This is a genomic window from Bacillus sp. FSL L8-0199 (assembly GCF_038005705.1).
GTDB lineage: Bacteria > Bacillota > Bacilli > Bacillales > Bacillaceae_G > Bacillus_A > Bacillus_A cereus.
This window is the reverse complement of record NZ_JBBOTS010000001.1, coordinates 3,572,142-3,590,147: the sequence shown is the minus strand read 5'-3', so window position 1 is coordinate 3,590,147 and position 18,006 is coordinate 3,572,142. Positions and strand designations below refer to the sequence as shown.

Below are 18,006 nucleotides of genomic sequence, written 5' to 3'. Positions count from 1 at the left end.
ATAATAAACGGAAAATGAAAACGTTTTAAAGGGGGACATAACCAATATGATGATGAATGTACCGCTAACAATTAGTTCTATGATGGAAAGAGCAGAGAAACTGTTTTCGAAGAAAGAAATTGTTTCACGGACGCATGATACAGTTACAACGTTAACGTATAAGCAATTAGGGGAAAGGACGAGAAGACTTTCCAGTGCGTTGAAAAGGCTTGGAATTAAAGTAGGTGAACGTGTAGGAACATTAGCGTGGAACCATCATCGGCATGTGGAAGCGTATTTTGCTATTCCAGGTATTGCTTCTGTTTTGCACACAATTAACATTCGTTTATCTCCTCAACATATTTCATACATTATTCAGCACGCAGAAGACCGAATTCTACTTATAGATGAAGATCTCGTACCGCTTGTTGAAAATATTCAATCACAATTATCAACTGTACAAGCTTACATTATTATGACTGATAAAGATGAACTCCCAAATACTACGCTGAAGCCTGTATATCATTATGAAAAGCTATTAGAAGAAGGCGATCCAAATTTCCAATTTGTAAAAGATATTGATGAAAATACACCAGCTGGTATGTGTTATACGTCAGCGACTACAGGAAATCCGAAAGGTGTTGTATATACGCATCGTAGTACTGTATTACACTGTATGGCACTCGGTTTAGCTGATACAGCTGCTTTATCGGAAAGTGATGCAGCAATGGCAATCGTCCCGATGTTTCATGTGAACGCTTGGGGACTTCCTTTTGCGGCTACTTGGTTTGGATCAAAACAAGTTCTTCCTGGACCGATGTTTACTCCGAAAATTTTATTAGAAATGATTCAATCAGAAAAAGTGACGTTAGCTGCGGGTGTGCCGACAATTTGGCTCGGCGTATTACAAGAGTTAGAAAATAATAGTTACGATTTATCTAGTATGACGAGAATACTATGCGGAGGTGCAGCGGCGCCGAAAAGTGTTATTAAAGCATTTGAACAGAAACATAATGTTCCGTTCATACATGCATATGGTATGACTGAAACGAGTCCACTCGTAACACTTGCACGTTTAAAAAGTTATGAAACGGAATTATCGTATGAAGAGCAACTAGAAATTCGCTCCAAACAAGGATATCTTGTACCTGGTGTCGAGATGAAAGTAGTCGGTACAAATGGTGAAGTGAAGTGGGATGGTACTGAGATGGGAGAATTATGTTTACGAGCACCTTGGATCGCTGAAAGTTATTATAACGATGATCGTACTGTTGAAGGTTTTCGCGATGGATGGTTATATACTGGTGATGTTGTCACAGTGGATGAGGAAGGTTGCGTGAAAATTGTTGACCGTACGAAGGATGTTATTAAAAGCGGGGGAGAATGGATTTCTTCGGTCGATCTTGAAAATGCTTTAATGGCACATGATGCTATATTTGAAGCGGCTGTCGTTGCAGTTCCTCACCCTCAGTGGCAAGAGCGACCAATTGCCTGCGTTGTTCAAAAGAAAAATAGTACGGTTACAAAAGAAGAAATATATGAGTTTTTAAAACCACAGTTTGCGAAGTGGTGGTTGCCAGACGATATTGTCTTTATGGAAGAAATACCGAAAACATCTGTTGGGAAGTTTTTAAAACAGGCGCTTCGGAAAGAACTGGAGCATTTGCATAGAGAGAAATAAGTGAACTCCTATTTGTAAACTCTAATACGTTAACGGTTGACAAAAGAGGAGTGGAAAGATAATATAATTTTTATGATATGTTATCTAAAAACAATTTTAAGTTTACAAATAGGAGAAGCAAATATGAATACAAAAAATTTAGTTTTCGTCGCTTTATTTAGTTCTATTATGGGAGTGTTAGGGTTAATACCTCCGATTGCTCTTTCTATTACACCAGTTCCGATTACATTGCAATCACTCGGTGTTATGCTTGCGGGTGGGTTGTTAGGGTCACGCCTTGGTGCATTAAGTCAGCTTATTTTCTTACTTATTGTAGGAGTTGGAGCACCATTACTTGCTGGTGGCCGCGGTGGCCTTGGTGTATTTGTTGGGCCAAGTGCAGGATATTTACTTGGTTACATCATTGGAGCGTTTGTTATTGGTTATTTAATTGAGCGTTTACGTGAAGTTTCTATTATAAAAGTATTATGTATTAATATAATTGGTGGTATTTTCGTAGTTTATGTATTTGGTATTATTGTACAAGCACTTTTAATGGATGTTTCTGTATGGGAGACAATGAAAGTGAGTGCTGTGTTTTTACCAGGGGATTGTATAAAAGCAATTATTGCGGCAGTTCTCGTAACAAAATTACATCGTTCATTGAAACATATTATTACACCCGCTTTAAAGAATGGAAAATATACAAATGCGGGATGATAAAGGGAAGAAACACGTACATTGCGTGTTTCTTTTTATTATTTTTGTAAAGAAAGGACGTCTCATATGGGTGTTACAAAAAAATACAAAAAGCAAGCCTCTTTACAACCAAATAAAATAGCGATAAAGGAAAATGATAGAGTTTTAACATATAAAGAGTGGTTCGAATCAGTTTGTAAAGTAGCAAACTGGTTGCATGCAACAGAATCAAAAAATAAAACAATAGCAATCCTATTAGAAAATCATATAGAGTTTTTACAACTATTTGCTGGTGCTGCTATGGCCGGGTGGGTTTGTGTTCCGTTAGATATAAAGTGGAAACAAGATGAGCTCAGAGAAAGAATTGAAATCAGTAATCCGGATATGATTGTGACAGAAAGATATAAGGTAAATGATTTACCGCATGAAGAAGGAAGAGTAATTGAAATTGATGAGTGGAAAAGAATGATGGAGAAATATCTTCCTACACATTCCACTGTAGAAAGTTTACGAAATGCTCCCTTTTATATGGGATTTACATCAGGATCAACTGGAAAAGCAAAAGCATTTTTACGCGCACAGCAATCGTGGGTTCATAGTTTTGATTGTAATGTACATGATTTTCATATGAAAATGGAGGATTCAATTTTAATAGCTGGGACGCTCGTTCATTCTCTTTTCTTATACGGGGCAATAAGTGCATTATATGTAGGACAAACGGTGCACATTATGAGAAAGTTCATTCCGAATCAAGTATTAGATAAGTTAGAAACTGAAAATATATCGGTTATGTATACAGTTCCGACAATGCTTGAATCTTTATATAAAGAAAATAGATTAATAGAAAATAAAATGAAAATTATTTCATCAGGAGCGAAATGGGAAGCTGAAGCGAAAGAAAAAATAAAGAATATATTTCCTTATGCGAAAAGATATGAATTTTATGGTGCATCAGAGTTAAGTTTTGTAACAGCACTAGTCGATGCAGAAAGCGAAAGAAGGCTAAATTCAGTAGGAAAACCTTGTCATAATGTGCAAGTTCGAATATGTAATGAAGCAGGCGAAGAAGTACAAAAAGGCGAGATAGGAACTGTTTATGTGAAAAGTGATCAGTTTTTTATGGGATACATAATAGATGGGGTTTTAACACAGGAGTTGAATGCAGAAGGCTGGATGACAGTGCGAGATGTAGGCTATGAAGATGAAGAAGGCTTTATATATATTGTTGGTAGAGAGAAGAATATGATTTTATTTGGAGGAATCAATATTTATCCAGAAGAAATAGAAAGTGTATTACATGAACACCCAGCTGTTGATGAAATAGTTGTAATTGGTGTGAAAGATAGTTACTGGGGTGAAAAGCCCGTCGCGATCGTAAAAGGAAGTGCTACGAAACAACAATTAAAGAGTTTTTGCTTACAACGATTATCCTCGTTTAAAATACCGAAAGAATGGCATTTTGTAGATAGAATACCTTATACAAATAGTGGGAAAATCGCTCGTATGGAAGCAAAAAGTATGATTGAAAACAGGGAGAAAATATATGAATAGAGCAGTTATTGTAGAGGCGAAAAGAACACCTATGGGTAAGAAGAATGGGATGTTAAAAGAGTATGAAGTTCAGCAATTAGCAACGCCGCTTCTTACGTTTTTAAGTAGAGGAATTGAGAGAGAGATAGACGATGTTATATTAGGTAATGTTGTTGGGCCAGGAGGGAATGTTGCGAGACTATCTGCTTTAGCGGCAGGACTTGGCTATCATATTCCTGGTGTAACGATTGATCGGCAATGTGGTGCTGGTTTAGAAGCAATTCGAACTGCGTGTCATCTCATTCAAGGAGGGGCAGGTAAGTGCTATATCGCCGGAGGAGTAGAGAGTACAAGTACGTCACCTTTTCAAAAAAGAGCACGATTTTCACCTGAAACAATTGGTGATCCTGACATGGGAGTAGCGGCTGAATATGTTGCGGAGCGTTATAACATAACGAGAGAAATGCAAGACGAGTACGCTTGTCTTAGTTATAAGCGGACACTGCAAGCGTTAGAAAAAGGCTATATACATGATGAAATATTTTCTTTTAATGGATTATTAGATGAATCTATAAAGCTAGAAATGAATTATGAACGAATCATTAAAAGAACAAAACCCGCATTTTTACAAAATGGAACAGTGACGGCAGGTAATTCATGTGGTGTAAATGATGGGGCATGTGCTGTTCTTGTAATGGAAGAGGGACAAGCCCTAAAGTTAGGTTATAAACCTGTCCTTCGTTTCGTTCGTAGTGCTGTAGTGGGAGTGAATCCAAATCTTCCAGGAACTGGTCCGATATTTGCGGTGAACAAATTATTAAATGAAATGAATGTAAAAATAGAGGACATCGATTATTTTGAAATAAATGAAGCATTCGCCTCAAAAGTTGTTGCTTGCGCAAAAGAGTTACAAATTCCGTATGAAAAATTAAATGTAAATGGTGGGGCAATTGCGCTCGGTCATCCGTACGGTGCATCTGGGGCTATGCTTGTAACACGTTTGTTTTATCAGGCACAAAGAGAGTCTATGAAATATGGAATTGCTACATTAGGAATTGGAGGCGGGATAGGGATTGCGCTATTATTTGAGAAAGTAGAAAATTAGAATGTTTGAAGTGTAGGGCAGGCGTATTCATTTATATCTATCTTATTTTAATTCTCATTGAAAGCCTCTTATCAAATATAGAGAATAATAGGAGGTTTGGATGTTTTATTGTCTACAATTGATATGAAACTGTGATGCAAAATTCACCTTGATGTAGACCAGATCCAGTTGTTATTTGGATACTAGTAAAATTTTTTATTGTAAAATTACTAGTACTTCCAGGTTGAATTATGATTGAGTTTAAGACATTTGTATCTTGAAAGAAAGTAACACCTATTTCTTGAACACCTGTCTCGTATTTGATATATCCAGTTGAAGAAATATGATTTAACAAATTGTTAGTATATATAGTCTGTATTCCCATCTCTCCACCTGTGATAGACCAAGGAATGCAAATTTTATCTTTTATTATTGCTGATGGAGTGCAACAAATAACTTTATTCATGGTATATCCCAGCCTTTCATATAAAGGTATATTTAAATATATGTTGTTGTTTATGAGTATGCTTGTATGTTTTTGCTATATAGGATTATGTCCTTAATTTTAGAAGCTGTATTTGCTAATAAGGAGCATACAAATGGAGAATAAATACTTCTCTTCGTCATTGGAGGAGAAAAAGTTTGGAGAAGATAAAGGACTTAAGGTATTAGAGAAGATATGTGATGAGAAAATGAAGAAAGGGAAGGATAGTGCACCGGATAAATCGATTTGTATGATTAGTTATATTGTATATTCACTCCTAAAACATATATATAATGTCCTAGGAGTAAATTTAAAATTTGTTTTAGAATTTGATTTTTAATGAATTCACTCTAGTTTTCTACTTTTTGAGGAACATAAGCATTGCTACCAGGTTTTGTTTTTATTTCATTCCAAGCAGCAATCGCATCAGCTTTTGCTTTTCCTTTATTATTTGGATCTTCGAAAAAGTCCCGAGTAAAGCGATTGTATTCAAATTGCGCGCTGATCGTTGTTTTATAAGTAGGATCTTTTTTTCGTTCGTTTTCTTCATACCAAAATGTTATCGCATCTTCATATGTTTTTCCAACATTCTCTTTAAAAAACTTTTGAAGAGCTACTGTAAAGCGGAAGTTTGTTCCGATTTTTTCTTTGAAAAAAGCACGAACACCTTCGCTACAGCGGTGATTTTTAGTAATAATCGTTTGAAGAGAAAGGTCTTTATAAGAGAGGGGAGCTTTGCTCACTTTTTGCACAGAGCTGTTTTTTAAGACTTTCCCCGTAGTTAAATAATGTGAGATACGCTCGGTTATTTCGGTCTTAGAGCCACTAGCTGGCAAACCATGCTCGCGACAAAATGTTTGCAGTTCTGCTTTTAACCAATAATAGTTTTGAAAATCTTCAAGTGATATAGATTTTGTTAAAGGTGGACGCATGAATATAACAACTTCTTTCTTCCATAATTTTCTTTAATTATAAAACGTATGTTCTCTTTATGGAAGGATTAATTTGTAAATATAACAGGAAGAGGAGATTACATATGGAAAATGTAATGCGAGTTCGTGTTACGGGAATTTTAATTGAAGATGAAAAAGTATTGCTAGTAAAGCAAAAAGTGGCTAATCGCGATTGGTCTTTACCTGGAGGAAGGGTAGAGAATGGTGAAACGTTAGAAGAAGCGATGATTCGAGAAATGAGAGAAGAAACGGGATTAGAAGTTAAAATTAAGAAGCTACTCTATGTTTGTGATAAACCAGATGCTAGTCCATCTTTGTTACATATTACGTTTCTGCTTGAAAGGATTGAAGGTGAAATTACACTACCTTCTAACGAGTTCGATCATAATCCGATTCATGATGTGCAAATGGTACCGATTAACGAATTAAGTTATTATGGTTTTTCGGAAACTTTTATCAATCTTATAAGTGGCGGTTTTGCAAATGCAGGAAGTTATCAAGGGTTGAAACAACATATAGGCCTGTAAATATAGTTGAAGGATAGCCGTTAGCTATCCTTCATAAACATGTTTTACACTGCTGACTGTAAAGAAGAGACAAGCTGATTTAAAAACTCGTCCCCGTTCATCACCGCTTTTCCGCCGCCGCGTGCACTCTTTTTATTTCCGCCACCTTTTCCTTCAATTGCAGGAAGAGCATCTTTTAAAAGAGCATTCATATCGAGCGTTACTGTTTTTCCGCAAGCGAGAATACATTGTAGTTTGTCATCATTTTCGATGACGAAATACGTAATTGCATGCTCTTGTTGTTCTGTAATGATAGCTGATAGTTTTGCAATTTCTTGCATAGAACGATCTGTAAATGCTTTAGAAATAAGTAACCCAGCATGTATTTCGGTGGGCTGTTGCAGTAATTCATTTGCCTCTGCAAATAATAATTTTTCATTCATTGTTTGTATTGTTTTTTCGTTTTCCTTTTGAGAGGTAAGAAGCTGTGCTACTTTTGCTGGGATATCAGTTTCGCTACTGTTTAATTGTTTGGAAACATCTTTCATAATTTGTTGCTGTTGCCCCATTAATTTAAGTGTACGCCAACCAGCGATAAAGGTTAAGCGTATACCACCTTTATTGCGCTCCCATCCTAGTACTTGAATAGGACCAACTTCACCAGTGCATTTCGGATGGGTTCCACCACAGCCATTGTAGTCGTAATTTTCGATAATAACAACACGTATATTCTCTGTCATAGTTGGTTCTTTACGAAGAGGTAATGTTTTTGCTTCTTCTAAGTTCATCCACTCTATACGGATTGGGTGGTTTTCAAAAACGATTTTATTGGCAATTTGTACTGCCTTTTCAACCGTTTCTGCATGCAGATTTTCTGTTTCTAAATCAATTGTTATCGTTTCTTTTCCAAGATGGAATCCAATCGTAGGTATGTTGAAATAGTCCCAAAAAGCAGCAGATAAAATGTGCTGAGCTGCATGTTGCTGCATATGATCAAACCGGCGCTCCCAATTGATTTTACCTTCTACGTCTTCTGTGTGTAATTGTTCTGCAATGAAGTGGCGGATTTCTTCGTCGACTTCTTCAACATCAAGTACAGCAATACCATTTAAAGTTCCAGTGTCATGTGGTTGTCCGCCACCAGTCGGATAAAATGCGGTTTCGTTTAAAACAACGTATAAGTTACCGTCTTTATCATAATCTTGCTTTATAATTTTAGTAGTAAATTCTTGCTTATAAGCGTCAGTGTAATATAATTTGTGCTCCAATTTTCTTTCTCCTCTCGCATTAACTAGTTTCATTGTAAAGCAATTGAAATTAGTTTCCTAATATTTCAGAAGAAAGAAACTATTTTTAGAATTTTCTTGCTATAATAAGAAGAAAATGCGGGGGTGGAATAAATATGTTATATGAAAATGGCGTAGATAAACTGCTTAGTTTAAGCAAAAATATTTCTGAATTGTATCGAGAATTAAATGAAATGACCCGGATTTTAACGGATTGTAATCGAGAAAGTGTGAAGTTTGATCGGTTATATGTAAAAGAGTTACTTTGGAAGAAAGAAGATGTAATAGAGAAATATGACCAGCTACTTGTACAACTTTGTATTAACGAATGCTTTGATCTAAAAAGTGTCATTACAGGCGAATATAAGTATACATATGAAGAAGTGGAGAACATCGTTTTACAATTTAATGAGAAATATAATGTTGCAATATTAATTAAAGATGTTTGTAAAGAATTACAGTTTACATATGGCATAGATATGGATATAACGAGAACAGCGCGGGTATCAACAGCGCAAGTATAAAAAGGGAAAAGAAAGCAGATCCTTTGCTTTCTTTTTTTATGTAAAAACAGGGAGAGTAGGTTTTTAAGATGAAGGGGAAGTTGCAAAATATTCATCCGTTAGGAATGACAATTATAATAGGGACTTTATTTGCGAGGTTCGCCACGTCAATGAGTATTCCTTTTTTAGCAATTTATTTAACGACTGTGAAAGGTGTATCAGCTGGAATGACAGGTGCTATTATCGGAACGAGTGCACTTGTTGGAGTGTTTGCTAGTTTTATCGGAGGGAATTTATCAGATCGATTCGGTCGAAATATGATTATAATATGGTCCATGATCGTTTGGGTCTTTGTATTCATTGGTTTTTCACTTGCAGATCATGTTTTAAGTTTCTTTTTATTAAATGCTTTGAATGGATTATGTAGGTCATTTTTTGAGCCAACATCAAGAGCGTTATTATCAGATTTAACGAAACCTGAGTATCGTTTACTCGTATATAATTTGCGTTACGGTGCAATCAATGTTGGAGTAGCGATTGGCCCACTTGTCGGGTTACAGATTGGAAGCGCAAAATCAACAATTCCATTTTTAGTAGCAGCTGGAGTATACATTTTATATACAGCTATATTAGCGTTCCAATTTAAGAAGTATCCGATTGAAAAAAAGAAAGTAAATACAGAAAAGCCTGTCACAATGTTAAAGGCAATTCGTATTTTGCGAAAGGATGTCGTATTTTTAGTTGCACTAGTTGGTATTATTTTGAGTAATTGTGGTTTTTCTCATTTAACGACAACAGTATCTCAATATTTTGCAAATGCACATATATTTCAGGATGGAGTGAAATTATTTTCATATATGCTAGCTTTAAATGCGATTGTTGTAGTCGTAATTCAATACCCTGTTATTCAAATTTGTAAAAAGTATACACCGTTAGTATCCATTATGGTGGGAACTTTATTTGTGAGCGGAGGATTATTTGGATTTGGAGTAGTAGAATCTCTGCTAGGTGCTGCCGTTTGTACAATTATTTTTACAATTGGAGAAGTCTTAATGTTTTCAATGACGGATGTATTTATTGATGATATTGCTGTTGCGCATCTAAAAGGAACATACTTCGGTGCGATGGGTTTTTCCGGAATTGGAGCAGTAATAGGTCCGTGGTTTGGAGGAGTACTTCTCGATTACTACGGGTACCAAAATGGGTTTGCAGTATTTTCAGCACTAGCTATATTTTCAACTGTGGCATTTCCTGTGCTTTTAGTTACAAAAGGTTTATCGAAAAAAAGATATGATAGAAATTCTAATATAGAGATGCATGCGGAATAACATAAGCCCCAGTACCAACTGGGGCTTATGTTTGTATTATATTAACTCTTAATTTGAAAAAAGAACTTTCTTTTCATGTTTATCAGCAACTTCATTTTTGGAAATATGAATGGCCAAAAAACCATTCTCTAAGCAGGCTAGCATCTTCTTATAAATAACATTAGCGGGTAAAGGAATAGTTCGCTGCAAAGAAATGTTTTTATGAAGTATGCAAATGTTTAGGCCTGTCTCCATCTTTTTAATGACTACATTTTGTTCATTGGCATTTGGTACATCTGTTTCCAAAATGTATTCTTGTTCAGTTTCGCAAAGGTCAATATGAATTTGATTTGGGAAACTAAAGTTACTACAAGAGTCAGAACAAAACTGATCCATCCATTCTTCGAAACCATCAACATGAAAAAGACAATCCTTCTTTTTCTTGCCCATGTAAGACACCCTCCGTAAAATCTCAATTCATACTATGTTATGCATGAATGAAGTAGGGGTGAAGAATAAATGGAAAAATATAAACATTGTATGTGGTAAAGGCAGCTATTGTGAACCTTTTGTTTTACATATCATGATGTGCATGATGTTTTTGGCGTGAATGGTTACGGTTTTTTACTTTATGAGATCCGCTTAATGGTTCAGGTTGTCCCTTTTTTTCTTTTGCTTCACGATTGTTTTTGCTCATTGTATGTGACACCTCCTCTTTCTCTTTAGAATGAGAGAAGTTTGCAAATTTATACGAGAATGTTTTTAGAAAAAAAGGTAAAGATAATTGGGACTAACTATTATGGAAAGGGGATTATATAATGCCATATCATAAAGATAAACAGCAAGCTTTTCAAGCAGCGCAGCAAGGAGTTACACAAGCAGAACATGCATATAACAACATTGTGAAAAATGATCCAAACTACGGTCATGATTTAAAAGAGTTACGCCAAGAGGTTCAGGAGGCGTATGAACAGATTCAAAATGCGTTAGAAGTAGCTTCGGAAACACAACGCCCACAACTTGAGCAATACGAAAATAATCTCCAAAATATTATGCAACATGTAGATCAATTAGAAAAGTAAATGAGGTTGTTGTGTATTTGACAACCTCTTACTTTAATGAACATTATGCGAAAACAGAAAATTTTTCTATTCGTTTTTTCTTTATTATGCGCAGTACATATATTTCAAGTTGAAAAAGTGGAAGCGAAAATGTTGCTCAGAAAAGAGCTAGAACCAACTGGCTATGTAACGTGGGAAGTACCTAATAATGAAAAGATTATTGCCATTACATTTGATGATGGCCCAGATCCAACTTATACACCGCAAGTTTTACATTTATTACGTCAATATAAAGCAGAAGCAACATTTTTTATGATTGGATTTCGAGTGCAGCGCAATCCATATTTAGTGAAACAGGTGTTAAAAGAGGGACATGAAATTGGAAATCATACGATGAATCATTTGTATGCGAGTAATTCATCAGATGAAAAATTAGAAAATGATATTTTAGATGGAAAGAAATTTTTCGAAAAATGGGTGAAAGAACCTTTGCTATTCCGTCCTCCTGGCGGATATATTAACGATGCTGTATTTAAAACAGCGAAAGAAGCTGGTTATCAAACCGTTCTATGGTCGTGGCATCAAGACCCGCGTGATTGGGCAAATCCAGGGGTTGAATCTATCGTAAATCATGTAGTAAAAAATGCTAAAAGTGGCGATATCGTATTGTTACATGATGGAGGAAATGATCGTAGTCAAACAGTAGCAGCGCTAGCAAAAATTTTACCTGAGCTAAAAAAACAAGGATATCGATTTGTAACGGTTTCGGAATTACTACGTTATAAACATTAGAAAAAATCCCAAAAGGAAAATGAACCTTTTGGGATTTTTCGTTACTGATTCTTTTTGCGTTTCTTATTATTTTGTCGTTCTGCAGCAGTTAAGTTTTCATTTGCAAACTCTTCGTTATAACCAGCGCCTTGTCCTTGTGCAGATGCCGCATTCATTCCTGAAATAGTATGATTTGCTTTTCTTTTACCCATTTTATTTCACCTCTATAACTTTTTTTTATAAGTTGCATGATGAGCAGTTCATAGTATGTATGAACTGTAAAGAAAGCGCTAATAGAGCACTTTACTTTATGGTAATAGTATTCATAAGGAACATGAACACTATTCAAATTTAGAAACATAAAGAAAACTTATGATAATCTATAAGTTTCTTATTATTTACTTATTTAGAAAGTTGTAATAAGATATTATCGTAAGGTATTGAAAAGTTTGTCTACATTTTATATTCAGACAACTTAGTCACGTTTAACAGGGGGGAAACATAATGGTCAAACATAATCCATTTCAATCACGCGCAACTTTTGAAGTAGATGGAAAAACGTATCATTATTATGATTTGAAAGCGCTTGAAAACGCAGGGGTTGGCAACGTATCTCAATTACCATATTCCGTGAAAGTTTTACTTGAATCGGTACTTCGTCAAGTAGACGGACGTGTAATTACAGAAGAGCATGTTACAAATTTAGCGAAATGGGGAACGAAAGATGTGCAAGATATCGATGTTCCATTTAAACCATCTCGTGTAATTTTACAAGATTTCACTGGTGTACCAGCTGTTGTTGATTTGGCTTCGCTTCGTAAAGCAATGGCAGACATGGGTGGAGATCCTGATAAAATCAATCCAGAAATTACTGTAGATCTTGTAATTGATCACTCTGTACAGGTTGATAGAGCGGGTACGGCAGACGCGCTTGCATTCAACATGGACTTAGAGTTTAAACGTAATGAAGAACGTTATAAATTTTTAAGCTGGGCACAAAAATCATTTGATAACTATCGTGCAGTTCCACCAGCTACAGGTATTGTACACCAAGTAAACCTTGAATATTTAGCACCAGTTGTTCATGCTGTGAAAAATGCTGAAGGTGACTTAGTTGCATACCCAGATTCATTAGTTGGAACAGACTCACATACAACAATGATTAATGGTATCGGTGTTCTTGGATGGGGCGTTGGTGGTATTGAAGCAGAAGCAGGAATGCTTGGACAGCCTTCATACTTCCCAGTACCTGAAGTAATCGGTGTGAAATTAACAGGTACACTTCCAAGTGGTACTACAGCAACTGACGTTGCATTAAAAGTAACGCAAGTATTACGTCAAAAAGGTGTAGTTGGTAAATTCGTTGAGTTCTTCGGTAATGGACTAAAGAGCATGCCTTTAGCTGACCGTGCAACAATTTCAAATATGGCACCAGAATACGGCGCAACTTGTGGATTCTTCCCAATCGATGATATTTCATTAGAATACTTACGTTTAACAGGTAGAGATGAAGAACAAATTCGCGTTGTTGAAGAATACTGTAAAGCGAACGGTTTATTCTATACAGCAGACAGTAAAGATCCAATCTATACTGATCTTGTAGAAATTGATTTAAATACAATCGAATCTAACCTTTCTGGACCGAAACGCCCACAAGATTTAATTCCACTTTCAGATATGAAAGATGCGTTCCACGAAGCTGTTGTAGCACCAGTTGGAACACAAGGACTTGGATTTAATGAGCAAGAGTTCGATAAAGAAGTGAAGGTTACATTAGAAGATAAAGAAGTAACGATGAAAACAGGTGCAATTGCAATCGCTGCAATTACAAGCTGTACAAATACATCAAACCCATACGTATTAATTGGAGCAGGTCTAGTTGCGAAGAAAGCAATTGAAAAAGGACTTGTAGTACCTGAGTATGTAAAAACATCATTAGCACCAGGATCTAAAGTTGTTACTGAGTACTTAGATAAGTCTGGTTTAACAACATATTTAGATCAATTAGGTTTCCAAACAGTTGGTTACGGTTGTACGACTTGTATCGGTAACTCTGGTCCATTAGCGCCAGAATTAGAAGAAGCAATCGCAGCAAACGACTTACTAGTAACATCTGTTTTATCTGGTAACCGTAACTTTGAAGGGCGTATTCACCCACTTGTAAAAGCAAACTACTTAGCATCACCACCACTAGTTGTGGCATATGCACTTGCAGGTACTGTTGATATTGACCTGAAAAATGATGAAATCGGTAAAGATGCAAATGGCAATGCTGTTTACTTCAACGATATTTGGCCATCAGCTAAAGAAATTGAAGATGTAGTTCAAAGTGTTGTTACATCTGAACTGTTCAAGAAAGAATATGCACAAGTATTTAACAGCAATGAGCGTTGGAATGAAATCCAAACTTCAAATGAAGCGTTATATACTTGGGATAATGATTCAACATACATTCAAAATCCACCATTCTTTGAAGGATTATCTAAAGAGCCAGGTGAAGTTGAAACATTATCAGGCTTACGCGTAGTTGGTAAATTTGGTGACTCTGTAACGACAGACCACATTTCACCAGCAGGTTCAATCGGTAAGCACACACCAGCTGGACGCTACTTATTAGAAAACGGCGTACAACCAGTTGACTTCAACTCTTACGGTTCTCGTCGTGGTAACCATGAAGTTATGATGCGTGGTACATTCGCGAACATCCGTATTAAAAACCAAATCGCACCAGGAACAGAAGGCGGATATACAACATATTGGCCAACTGGTGAAGTAACATCTATCTATGATGCTGCTATGAAATATAAAGAAGATGGCACAGGCCTTTTAGTTGTTGCTGGTAAAGATTACGGTATGGGAAGTTCTCGTGACTGGGCTGCAAAAGGTACAAATTTATTAGGTATTAAAGCAGTAATCGCAGAAAGCTTCGAGCGTATTCACCGCAGTAACTTAGTGTTAATGGGTGTGTTACCACTTCAATTTAAAGATGGCGAAAGCGCTGAAACGTTAGGTCTTGTTGGTAACGAGTCATTTGAAATTCAAATTGACAAAACAGTTAGACCACGCGATCTTGTAAAAGTAGTTGCAACTGATCTAGATGGCAATGAAAAACAATTTGAAGTAGTAGCTCGTTTCGATAGTGAAGTTGAAATTGACTACTACCGTCACGGTGGTATTCTGCAAATGGTTCTTCGTGAGAAAATTGAAGAGTCTAAAGTGTCGAACTAAATAATTGAAATGAATGATAAGGAAGCTAACAATTGTTAGCTTCCTTATTTTATGGAAAGGGATGAAACCATTTGGTTTCATCCCTTTCTTTTTACTATAAACAATGGAGGAAACGTCATGAAAGAATATAAAAGAATTTTGTTACCGTTACAGAAAGAAAAAATATTAGTAATAGCAGCTGTATGCAGTGGGCTTTTTGCAGCTATTTTAAATCTCTCCCGTCCACTATTCATGGGACTAATTGTAGATAACCTGATTCAACGAGAGCTGAAAGGAGCGTATCTTTACATTACTTTGTTTACAGCTAGCCGTTTGTTGATGTGGGTGAACAATCTTTCATTTGATTATGTAAGCTCAAAAGCGAGTCAGCGAATATTACGAGAGAAGCGTATAGATGTATTGCGCCAATTTTTCCTATTACCGTTTGAAGAGAGTGAGAAAATCAAACAAGGAGAGTTAGAAACTTTGGTCGTGTCTGATATTCCGAACTGGGTCAGATTATATGGCTCTATATTAATAGAATATATACACGCTATTTCCCAATTTATTGGAGCTTTCATAGCACTACAACATATAGATATACAGTTTATATTGTGGGTAACTCCGTTTTTATTTTTAAGTACAATTGTTCCAATACTGATGGGAGAAAAGGTAAGAGATATTGCAAGCGTTTCTCAAAAAAATCACTCAAGTGTTGTAGAGATGGTGTCACAGTTTGTAAAGGGGATACAAGATTTGCGGAGTTTACAAAAAGAAAAATGGGCAATTCGCTTATTTAAAAGAGTAACGGCACAATCGTATAAATCAGAAGTAAAGAAGACGATGATGCAACATTGCATTGGAGTAGTTGGAACGGTGATTGAAACAGGAGCATATATTGTTGTTCTCATTATAGGTGCACAAAAAATAATGAGGGGAGAAATAGAAGTTGGTTCACTCATTGCAGTGTTAGCAACAATTGAGATGCTCTTTTTCCCTGTCCGTTATGTGGGCGATTTATTAATAATGACACAAGTTGCAGTCGCTTCGGCAAATAGAGCTTTTTGCTTTTTAAATAAACGAGCAGTAGATAGCAATGTAGAAAGAGCGATGGGAATCAGGATAACAAATGTTTCATTTCAGGAGAATGACGAAGAGAAATGCAGAATTCATAATATTGATTTGCAAATTCGTCCTGGTGAACTCGTTATGATTGTGGGAGAAAGCGGTGCAGGAAAAACAACGCTTTTAAAGTTAATAACGGGCTTGTATAAACCATCTAACGGTAGCATTGCTTATTATGGTAATGAAGCTCGTATGACTACAGTGTGGCAAGAACCACGTTTTTTCCGAACGACGGTAACAGAGAATATGTATTTCGGGGAAGAGGGTTTAGAAAATCAGTTAGAAAAAAATAGTGAACTTATAAATGTAACGCCGATTATTAGAGGGTTACCTGAAGGGAGTCAAACTGTGCTACATAAAAGCGGTGAAGAGTTTTCGGGAGGCGAAAGAAAACGTCTTGCATTATTGCGCGCGATTGTATCAAATCCAACTCTTATTATTTTAGATGAACCGACGGCTGGGTTAGATCCGGGCAATCAAGAACTGGTTTGGAATATGATTGAAGGGATAGGAAGAGATGTAACGAGAATTGTGGCAACACATGATGTAGAGAGGGTGGTACTAGCAGATCGTATTGTCATAATGAAAGAAGGAAATATTGTTGCATGTGAGGGTCCAGAAAAATTAATACATAGTCATTCATTTTTTAAGAGATGTGAATAAAGATAAGAGCAATGCTCTAATCTTTATTCAGTGTCATTTAGTTGATACTCGATAGATTCGGAGTGATTTAGATCAACGTTAAAAGTAGCAGTCATAAGGAAAGTGGCAATTCCAAGAATTAAGAAAAGGACGAATGAGACTAGAGAGACGTAGAGACAAATACGTCCTATTTTCTTTTTTTCAAGATCTTTACTAAAGAGTGAAATGATCCATGTAATAATACCGACTGGGTATAAAAGAAAACTAAGAATATATAATGTTGTTTTTTCGAATGAATTCATAAACAATCCCCTTTTGTTGTAGGTTTATAACTATGAGAGGAAAAAGGTGAATGGGTCCATAATTAGATAAGCAACACTTCATCTGCTTTTCTAATTATATGATAAAATTGCACTTTTAATAAGAATATTCTAATTATTTCGATTGTGAATATTTCCAAGCTTGTCCGTATAAGCTAAAATAAGGTATATAGTATTTTGATGAATGTGTTAAAAGAAGATAATACGTTAGGGTGATATAAAATGTGGCGGAAGCTTACGATTATTGTAGTGTTACTTTGTTTAGCGGGATATGCAGCTTATGAACAGTTTGGTCATAAAGAGCAGGCGGTAAAAGTGAAGCAAGAAAAAAGTGAAGCTGCTATGAAAGAGATGATTGCAAGTAATGGTATTGAAATAGGGAAGAGTGCACCAGACTTTACATTAACGAATTTAGATGGAACGAATGTAAAGTTATCAGATTTAAAAGGAAAGAAAGTGATTGTAAACTTTTGGGCAACGTGGTGTGGACCATGTCAGCAAGAAATGCCGGATATGGAAGCTTTCTATAAAGAACATAAAGAGAACGTAGAAATTTTAGCAATAAATTATACGCCTTCAGAAAAAGGTGGGGGAGTAGAAAAGGTAAGCAATTTTGCTAAAGAAAAAGGAATTACTTTTCCTATTTTATTGGACAAGAACATTGATGTGACAACAGCGTATAAAGTAATTACGATTCCAACTTCGTATTTTATAGATACAAAAGGTGTCATTCAAGATAAGTTTATTGGGCCGATGACGCAAAAAGAGATGGAGAAAAGAGTTGCTAAATTAAAATAATGGTGAAAAGGTAGAGGTGGAGAGTTCCCATTTCTGCCTTTTCTTTTTCAAGTAGTAATAACTTCATGATATGATGTAAGAAATATAAACG

The 18,006-nt window shown here is 35.9% G+C and carries 20 protein-coding genes; 13 read left to right on the top strand and 7 right to left on the bottom strand.

Features of this window, described 5'->3' with window-relative positions; genetic code table 11:
- The first annotated feature begins 46 nt into the window (after positions 1–46).
- The 4 genes from NST86_RS18345 (at position 47) to NST86_RS18330 (ending at position 4,973) form a co-directional block, all read left to right on the top strand.
- Positions 47–1,660, top strand: coding sequence for a long-chain fatty acid--CoA ligase (locus NST86_RS18345; protein WP_000980211.1), 1,614 nt, complete (start codon positions 47–49; stop codon positions 1,658–1,660).
- A 123-nt stretch (positions 1,661–1,783) separates the two neighbouring features.
- A complete protein-coding gene (locus tag NST86_RS18340; protein WP_227593183.1) occupies positions 1,784–2,359 on the top strand; it encodes a biotin transporter BioY in 576 nt (191 codons plus the stop codon).
- 66 nt (positions 2,360–2,425) lie between these two features.
- On the top strand, positions 2,426–3,889 hold the full coding sequence (locus tag NST86_RS18335; protein WP_000539233.1) for an acyl-CoA synthetase: 1,464 nt from the start codon (positions 2,426–2,428) through the stop codon (positions 3,887–3,889).
- Positions 3,882–4,973, top strand: a complete 1,092-nt coding sequence (locus tag NST86_RS18330; protein WP_227593184.1) for an acetyl-CoA C-acyltransferase — start codon at positions 3,882–3,884, stop codon at positions 4,971–4,973. Before NST86_RS18335 ends, NST86_RS18330 begins: the two co-directional genes overlap by 8 nt.
- A gap of 112 nt (positions 4,974–5,085) precedes the next feature.
- Here NST86_RS18330 and NST86_RS18325 read toward each other — a convergent pair whose 3' ends face one another.
- Positions 5,086–5,418, bottom strand: coding sequence for a DUF3992 domain-containing protein (locus tag NST86_RS18325; RefSeq protein ID WP_080451558.1), 333 nt, complete (start codon positions 5,416–5,418; stop codon positions 5,086–5,088).
- Between the two features lie 133 nt (positions 5,419–5,551).
- Here NST86_RS18325 and NST86_RS18320 point away from each other — a divergent pair, with 133 nt between their 5' ends.
- On the top strand, positions 5,552–5,776 hold the full coding sequence (locus tag NST86_RS18320; protein ID WP_000428982.1) for a hypothetical protein: 225 nt from the start codon (positions 5,552–5,554) through the stop codon (positions 5,774–5,776).
- A gap of 10 nt (positions 5,777–5,786) precedes the next feature.
- Here the strand turns inward: NST86_RS18320 and NST86_RS18315 are convergent, their stop codons facing one another.
- Entirely contained in the window at positions 5,787–6,368 is a 582-nt protein-coding gene (locus NST86_RS18315; protein WP_001247745.1) for a DUF6434 domain-containing protein, read from the bottom strand.
- Between the two features lie 104 nt (positions 6,369–6,472).
- On the opposite strand from NST86_RS18315, the gene NST86_RS18310 reads away from it, so the two are divergent.
- Positions 6,473–6,916, top strand: a complete 444-nt coding sequence (locus tag NST86_RS18310; protein WP_227593185.1) for an NUDIX domain-containing protein — start codon at positions 6,473–6,475, stop codon at positions 6,914–6,916.
- Between the two features lie 44 nt (positions 6,917–6,960).
- Here NST86_RS18310 and NST86_RS18305 read toward each other — a convergent pair whose 3' ends face one another.
- Complete coding sequence (locus tag NST86_RS18305) at positions 6,961–8,163, bottom strand: serine-tRNA(Ala) deacylase AlaX (protein ID WP_000400387.1); 1,203 nt, start codon at positions 8,161–8,163, stop codon at positions 6,961–6,963.
- Between the two features lie 134 nt (positions 8,164–8,297).
- Between NST86_RS18305 and NST86_RS18300 the strand changes: the two genes are divergently transcribed.
- Positions 8,298–8,705, top strand: a complete 408-nt coding sequence (locus NST86_RS18300) for a hypothetical protein (RefSeq protein ID WP_000965133.1) — start codon at positions 8,298–8,300, stop codon at positions 8,703–8,705.
- A 68-nt stretch (positions 8,706–8,773) separates the two neighbouring features.
- On the top strand, positions 8,774–10,012 hold the full coding sequence (locus NST86_RS18295) for an MDR family MFS transporter (protein WP_016118459.1): 1,239 nt from the start codon (positions 8,774–8,776) through the stop codon (positions 10,010–10,012).
- 48 nt (positions 10,013–10,060) lie between these two features.
- Here the strand turns inward: NST86_RS18295 and NST86_RS18290 are convergent, their stop codons facing one another.
- Both NST86_RS18290 and NST86_RS18285 read right to left on the bottom strand, forming a co-directional pair.
- Positions 10,061–10,441 (bottom strand): Hsp20/alpha crystallin family protein, encoded by a 381-nt coding sequence (locus NST86_RS18290; protein ID WP_000516730.1) that lies wholly within the window; start codon positions 10,439–10,441, stop codon positions 10,061–10,063.
- Between the two features lie 124 nt (positions 10,442–10,565).
- Complete coding sequence (locus NST86_RS18285; RefSeq protein ID WP_000042141.1) at positions 10,566–10,688, bottom strand: small acid-soluble spore protein P; 123 nt, start codon at positions 10,686–10,688, stop codon at positions 10,566–10,568.
- A gap of 121 nt (positions 10,689–10,809) precedes the next feature.
- On the opposite strand from NST86_RS18285, the gene NST86_RS18280 reads away from it, so the two are divergent.
- Together NST86_RS18280 and pdaB are read left to right on the top strand one after the other, a co-directional pair.
- The gene (locus NST86_RS18280; RefSeq protein ID WP_001146293.1) at positions 10,810–11,073 is read left to right on the top strand and encodes a hypothetical protein; all 264 of its coding nucleotides are present in this window, start codon (positions 10,810–10,812) and stop codon (positions 11,071–11,073) included.
- A gap of 45 nt (positions 11,074–11,118) precedes the next feature.
- Positions 11,119–11,844: a polysaccharide deacetylase family sporulation protein PdaB gene (gene pdaB, locus NST86_RS18275; protein WP_030027157.1), complete on the top strand. Its 726-nt coding sequence runs from the start codon at positions 11,119–11,121 to the stop codon at positions 11,842–11,844.
- Positions 11,845–11,885: 41 nt separating this feature from the next.
- On the opposite strand, the gene sspO is transcribed toward pdaB, so the two are convergent.
- Positions 11,886–12,035, bottom strand: a complete 150-nt coding sequence (gene sspO / locus NST86_RS18270; protein WP_000518051.1) for an acid-soluble spore protein SspO — start codon at positions 12,033–12,035, stop codon at positions 11,886–11,888.
- Between the two features lie 292 nt (positions 12,036–12,327).
- On the opposite strand from sspO, the gene acnA reads away from it, so the two are divergent.
- Positions 12,328–15,051, top strand: a complete 2,724-nt coding sequence (gene acnA / locus NST86_RS18265; RefSeq protein WP_098939161.1) for an aconitate hydratase AcnA — start codon at positions 12,328–12,330, stop codon at positions 15,049–15,051.
- A 117-nt stretch (positions 15,052–15,168) separates the two neighbouring features.
- A complete protein-coding gene (locus NST86_RS18260; RefSeq protein WP_227593186.1) occupies positions 15,169–16,818 on the top strand; it encodes an ABC transporter ATP-binding protein in 1,650 nt (549 codons plus the stop codon).
- Between the two features lie 23 nt (positions 16,819–16,841).
- Here the strand turns inward: NST86_RS18260 and NST86_RS18255 are convergent, their stop codons facing one another.
- Positions 16,842–17,099: a hypothetical protein gene (locus tag NST86_RS18255; protein ID WP_001083887.1), complete on the bottom strand. Its 258-nt coding sequence runs from the start codon at positions 17,097–17,099 to the stop codon at positions 16,842–16,844.
- A gap of 240 nt (positions 17,100–17,339) precedes the next feature.
- On the opposite strand from NST86_RS18255, the gene NST86_RS18250 reads away from it, so the two are divergent.
- Positions 17,340–17,915, top strand: coding sequence for a peroxiredoxin family protein (locus NST86_RS18250; protein ID WP_000269055.1), 576 nt, complete (start codon positions 17,340–17,342; stop codon positions 17,913–17,915).
- Positions 17,916–18,006: the final 91 nt, after the last annotated feature.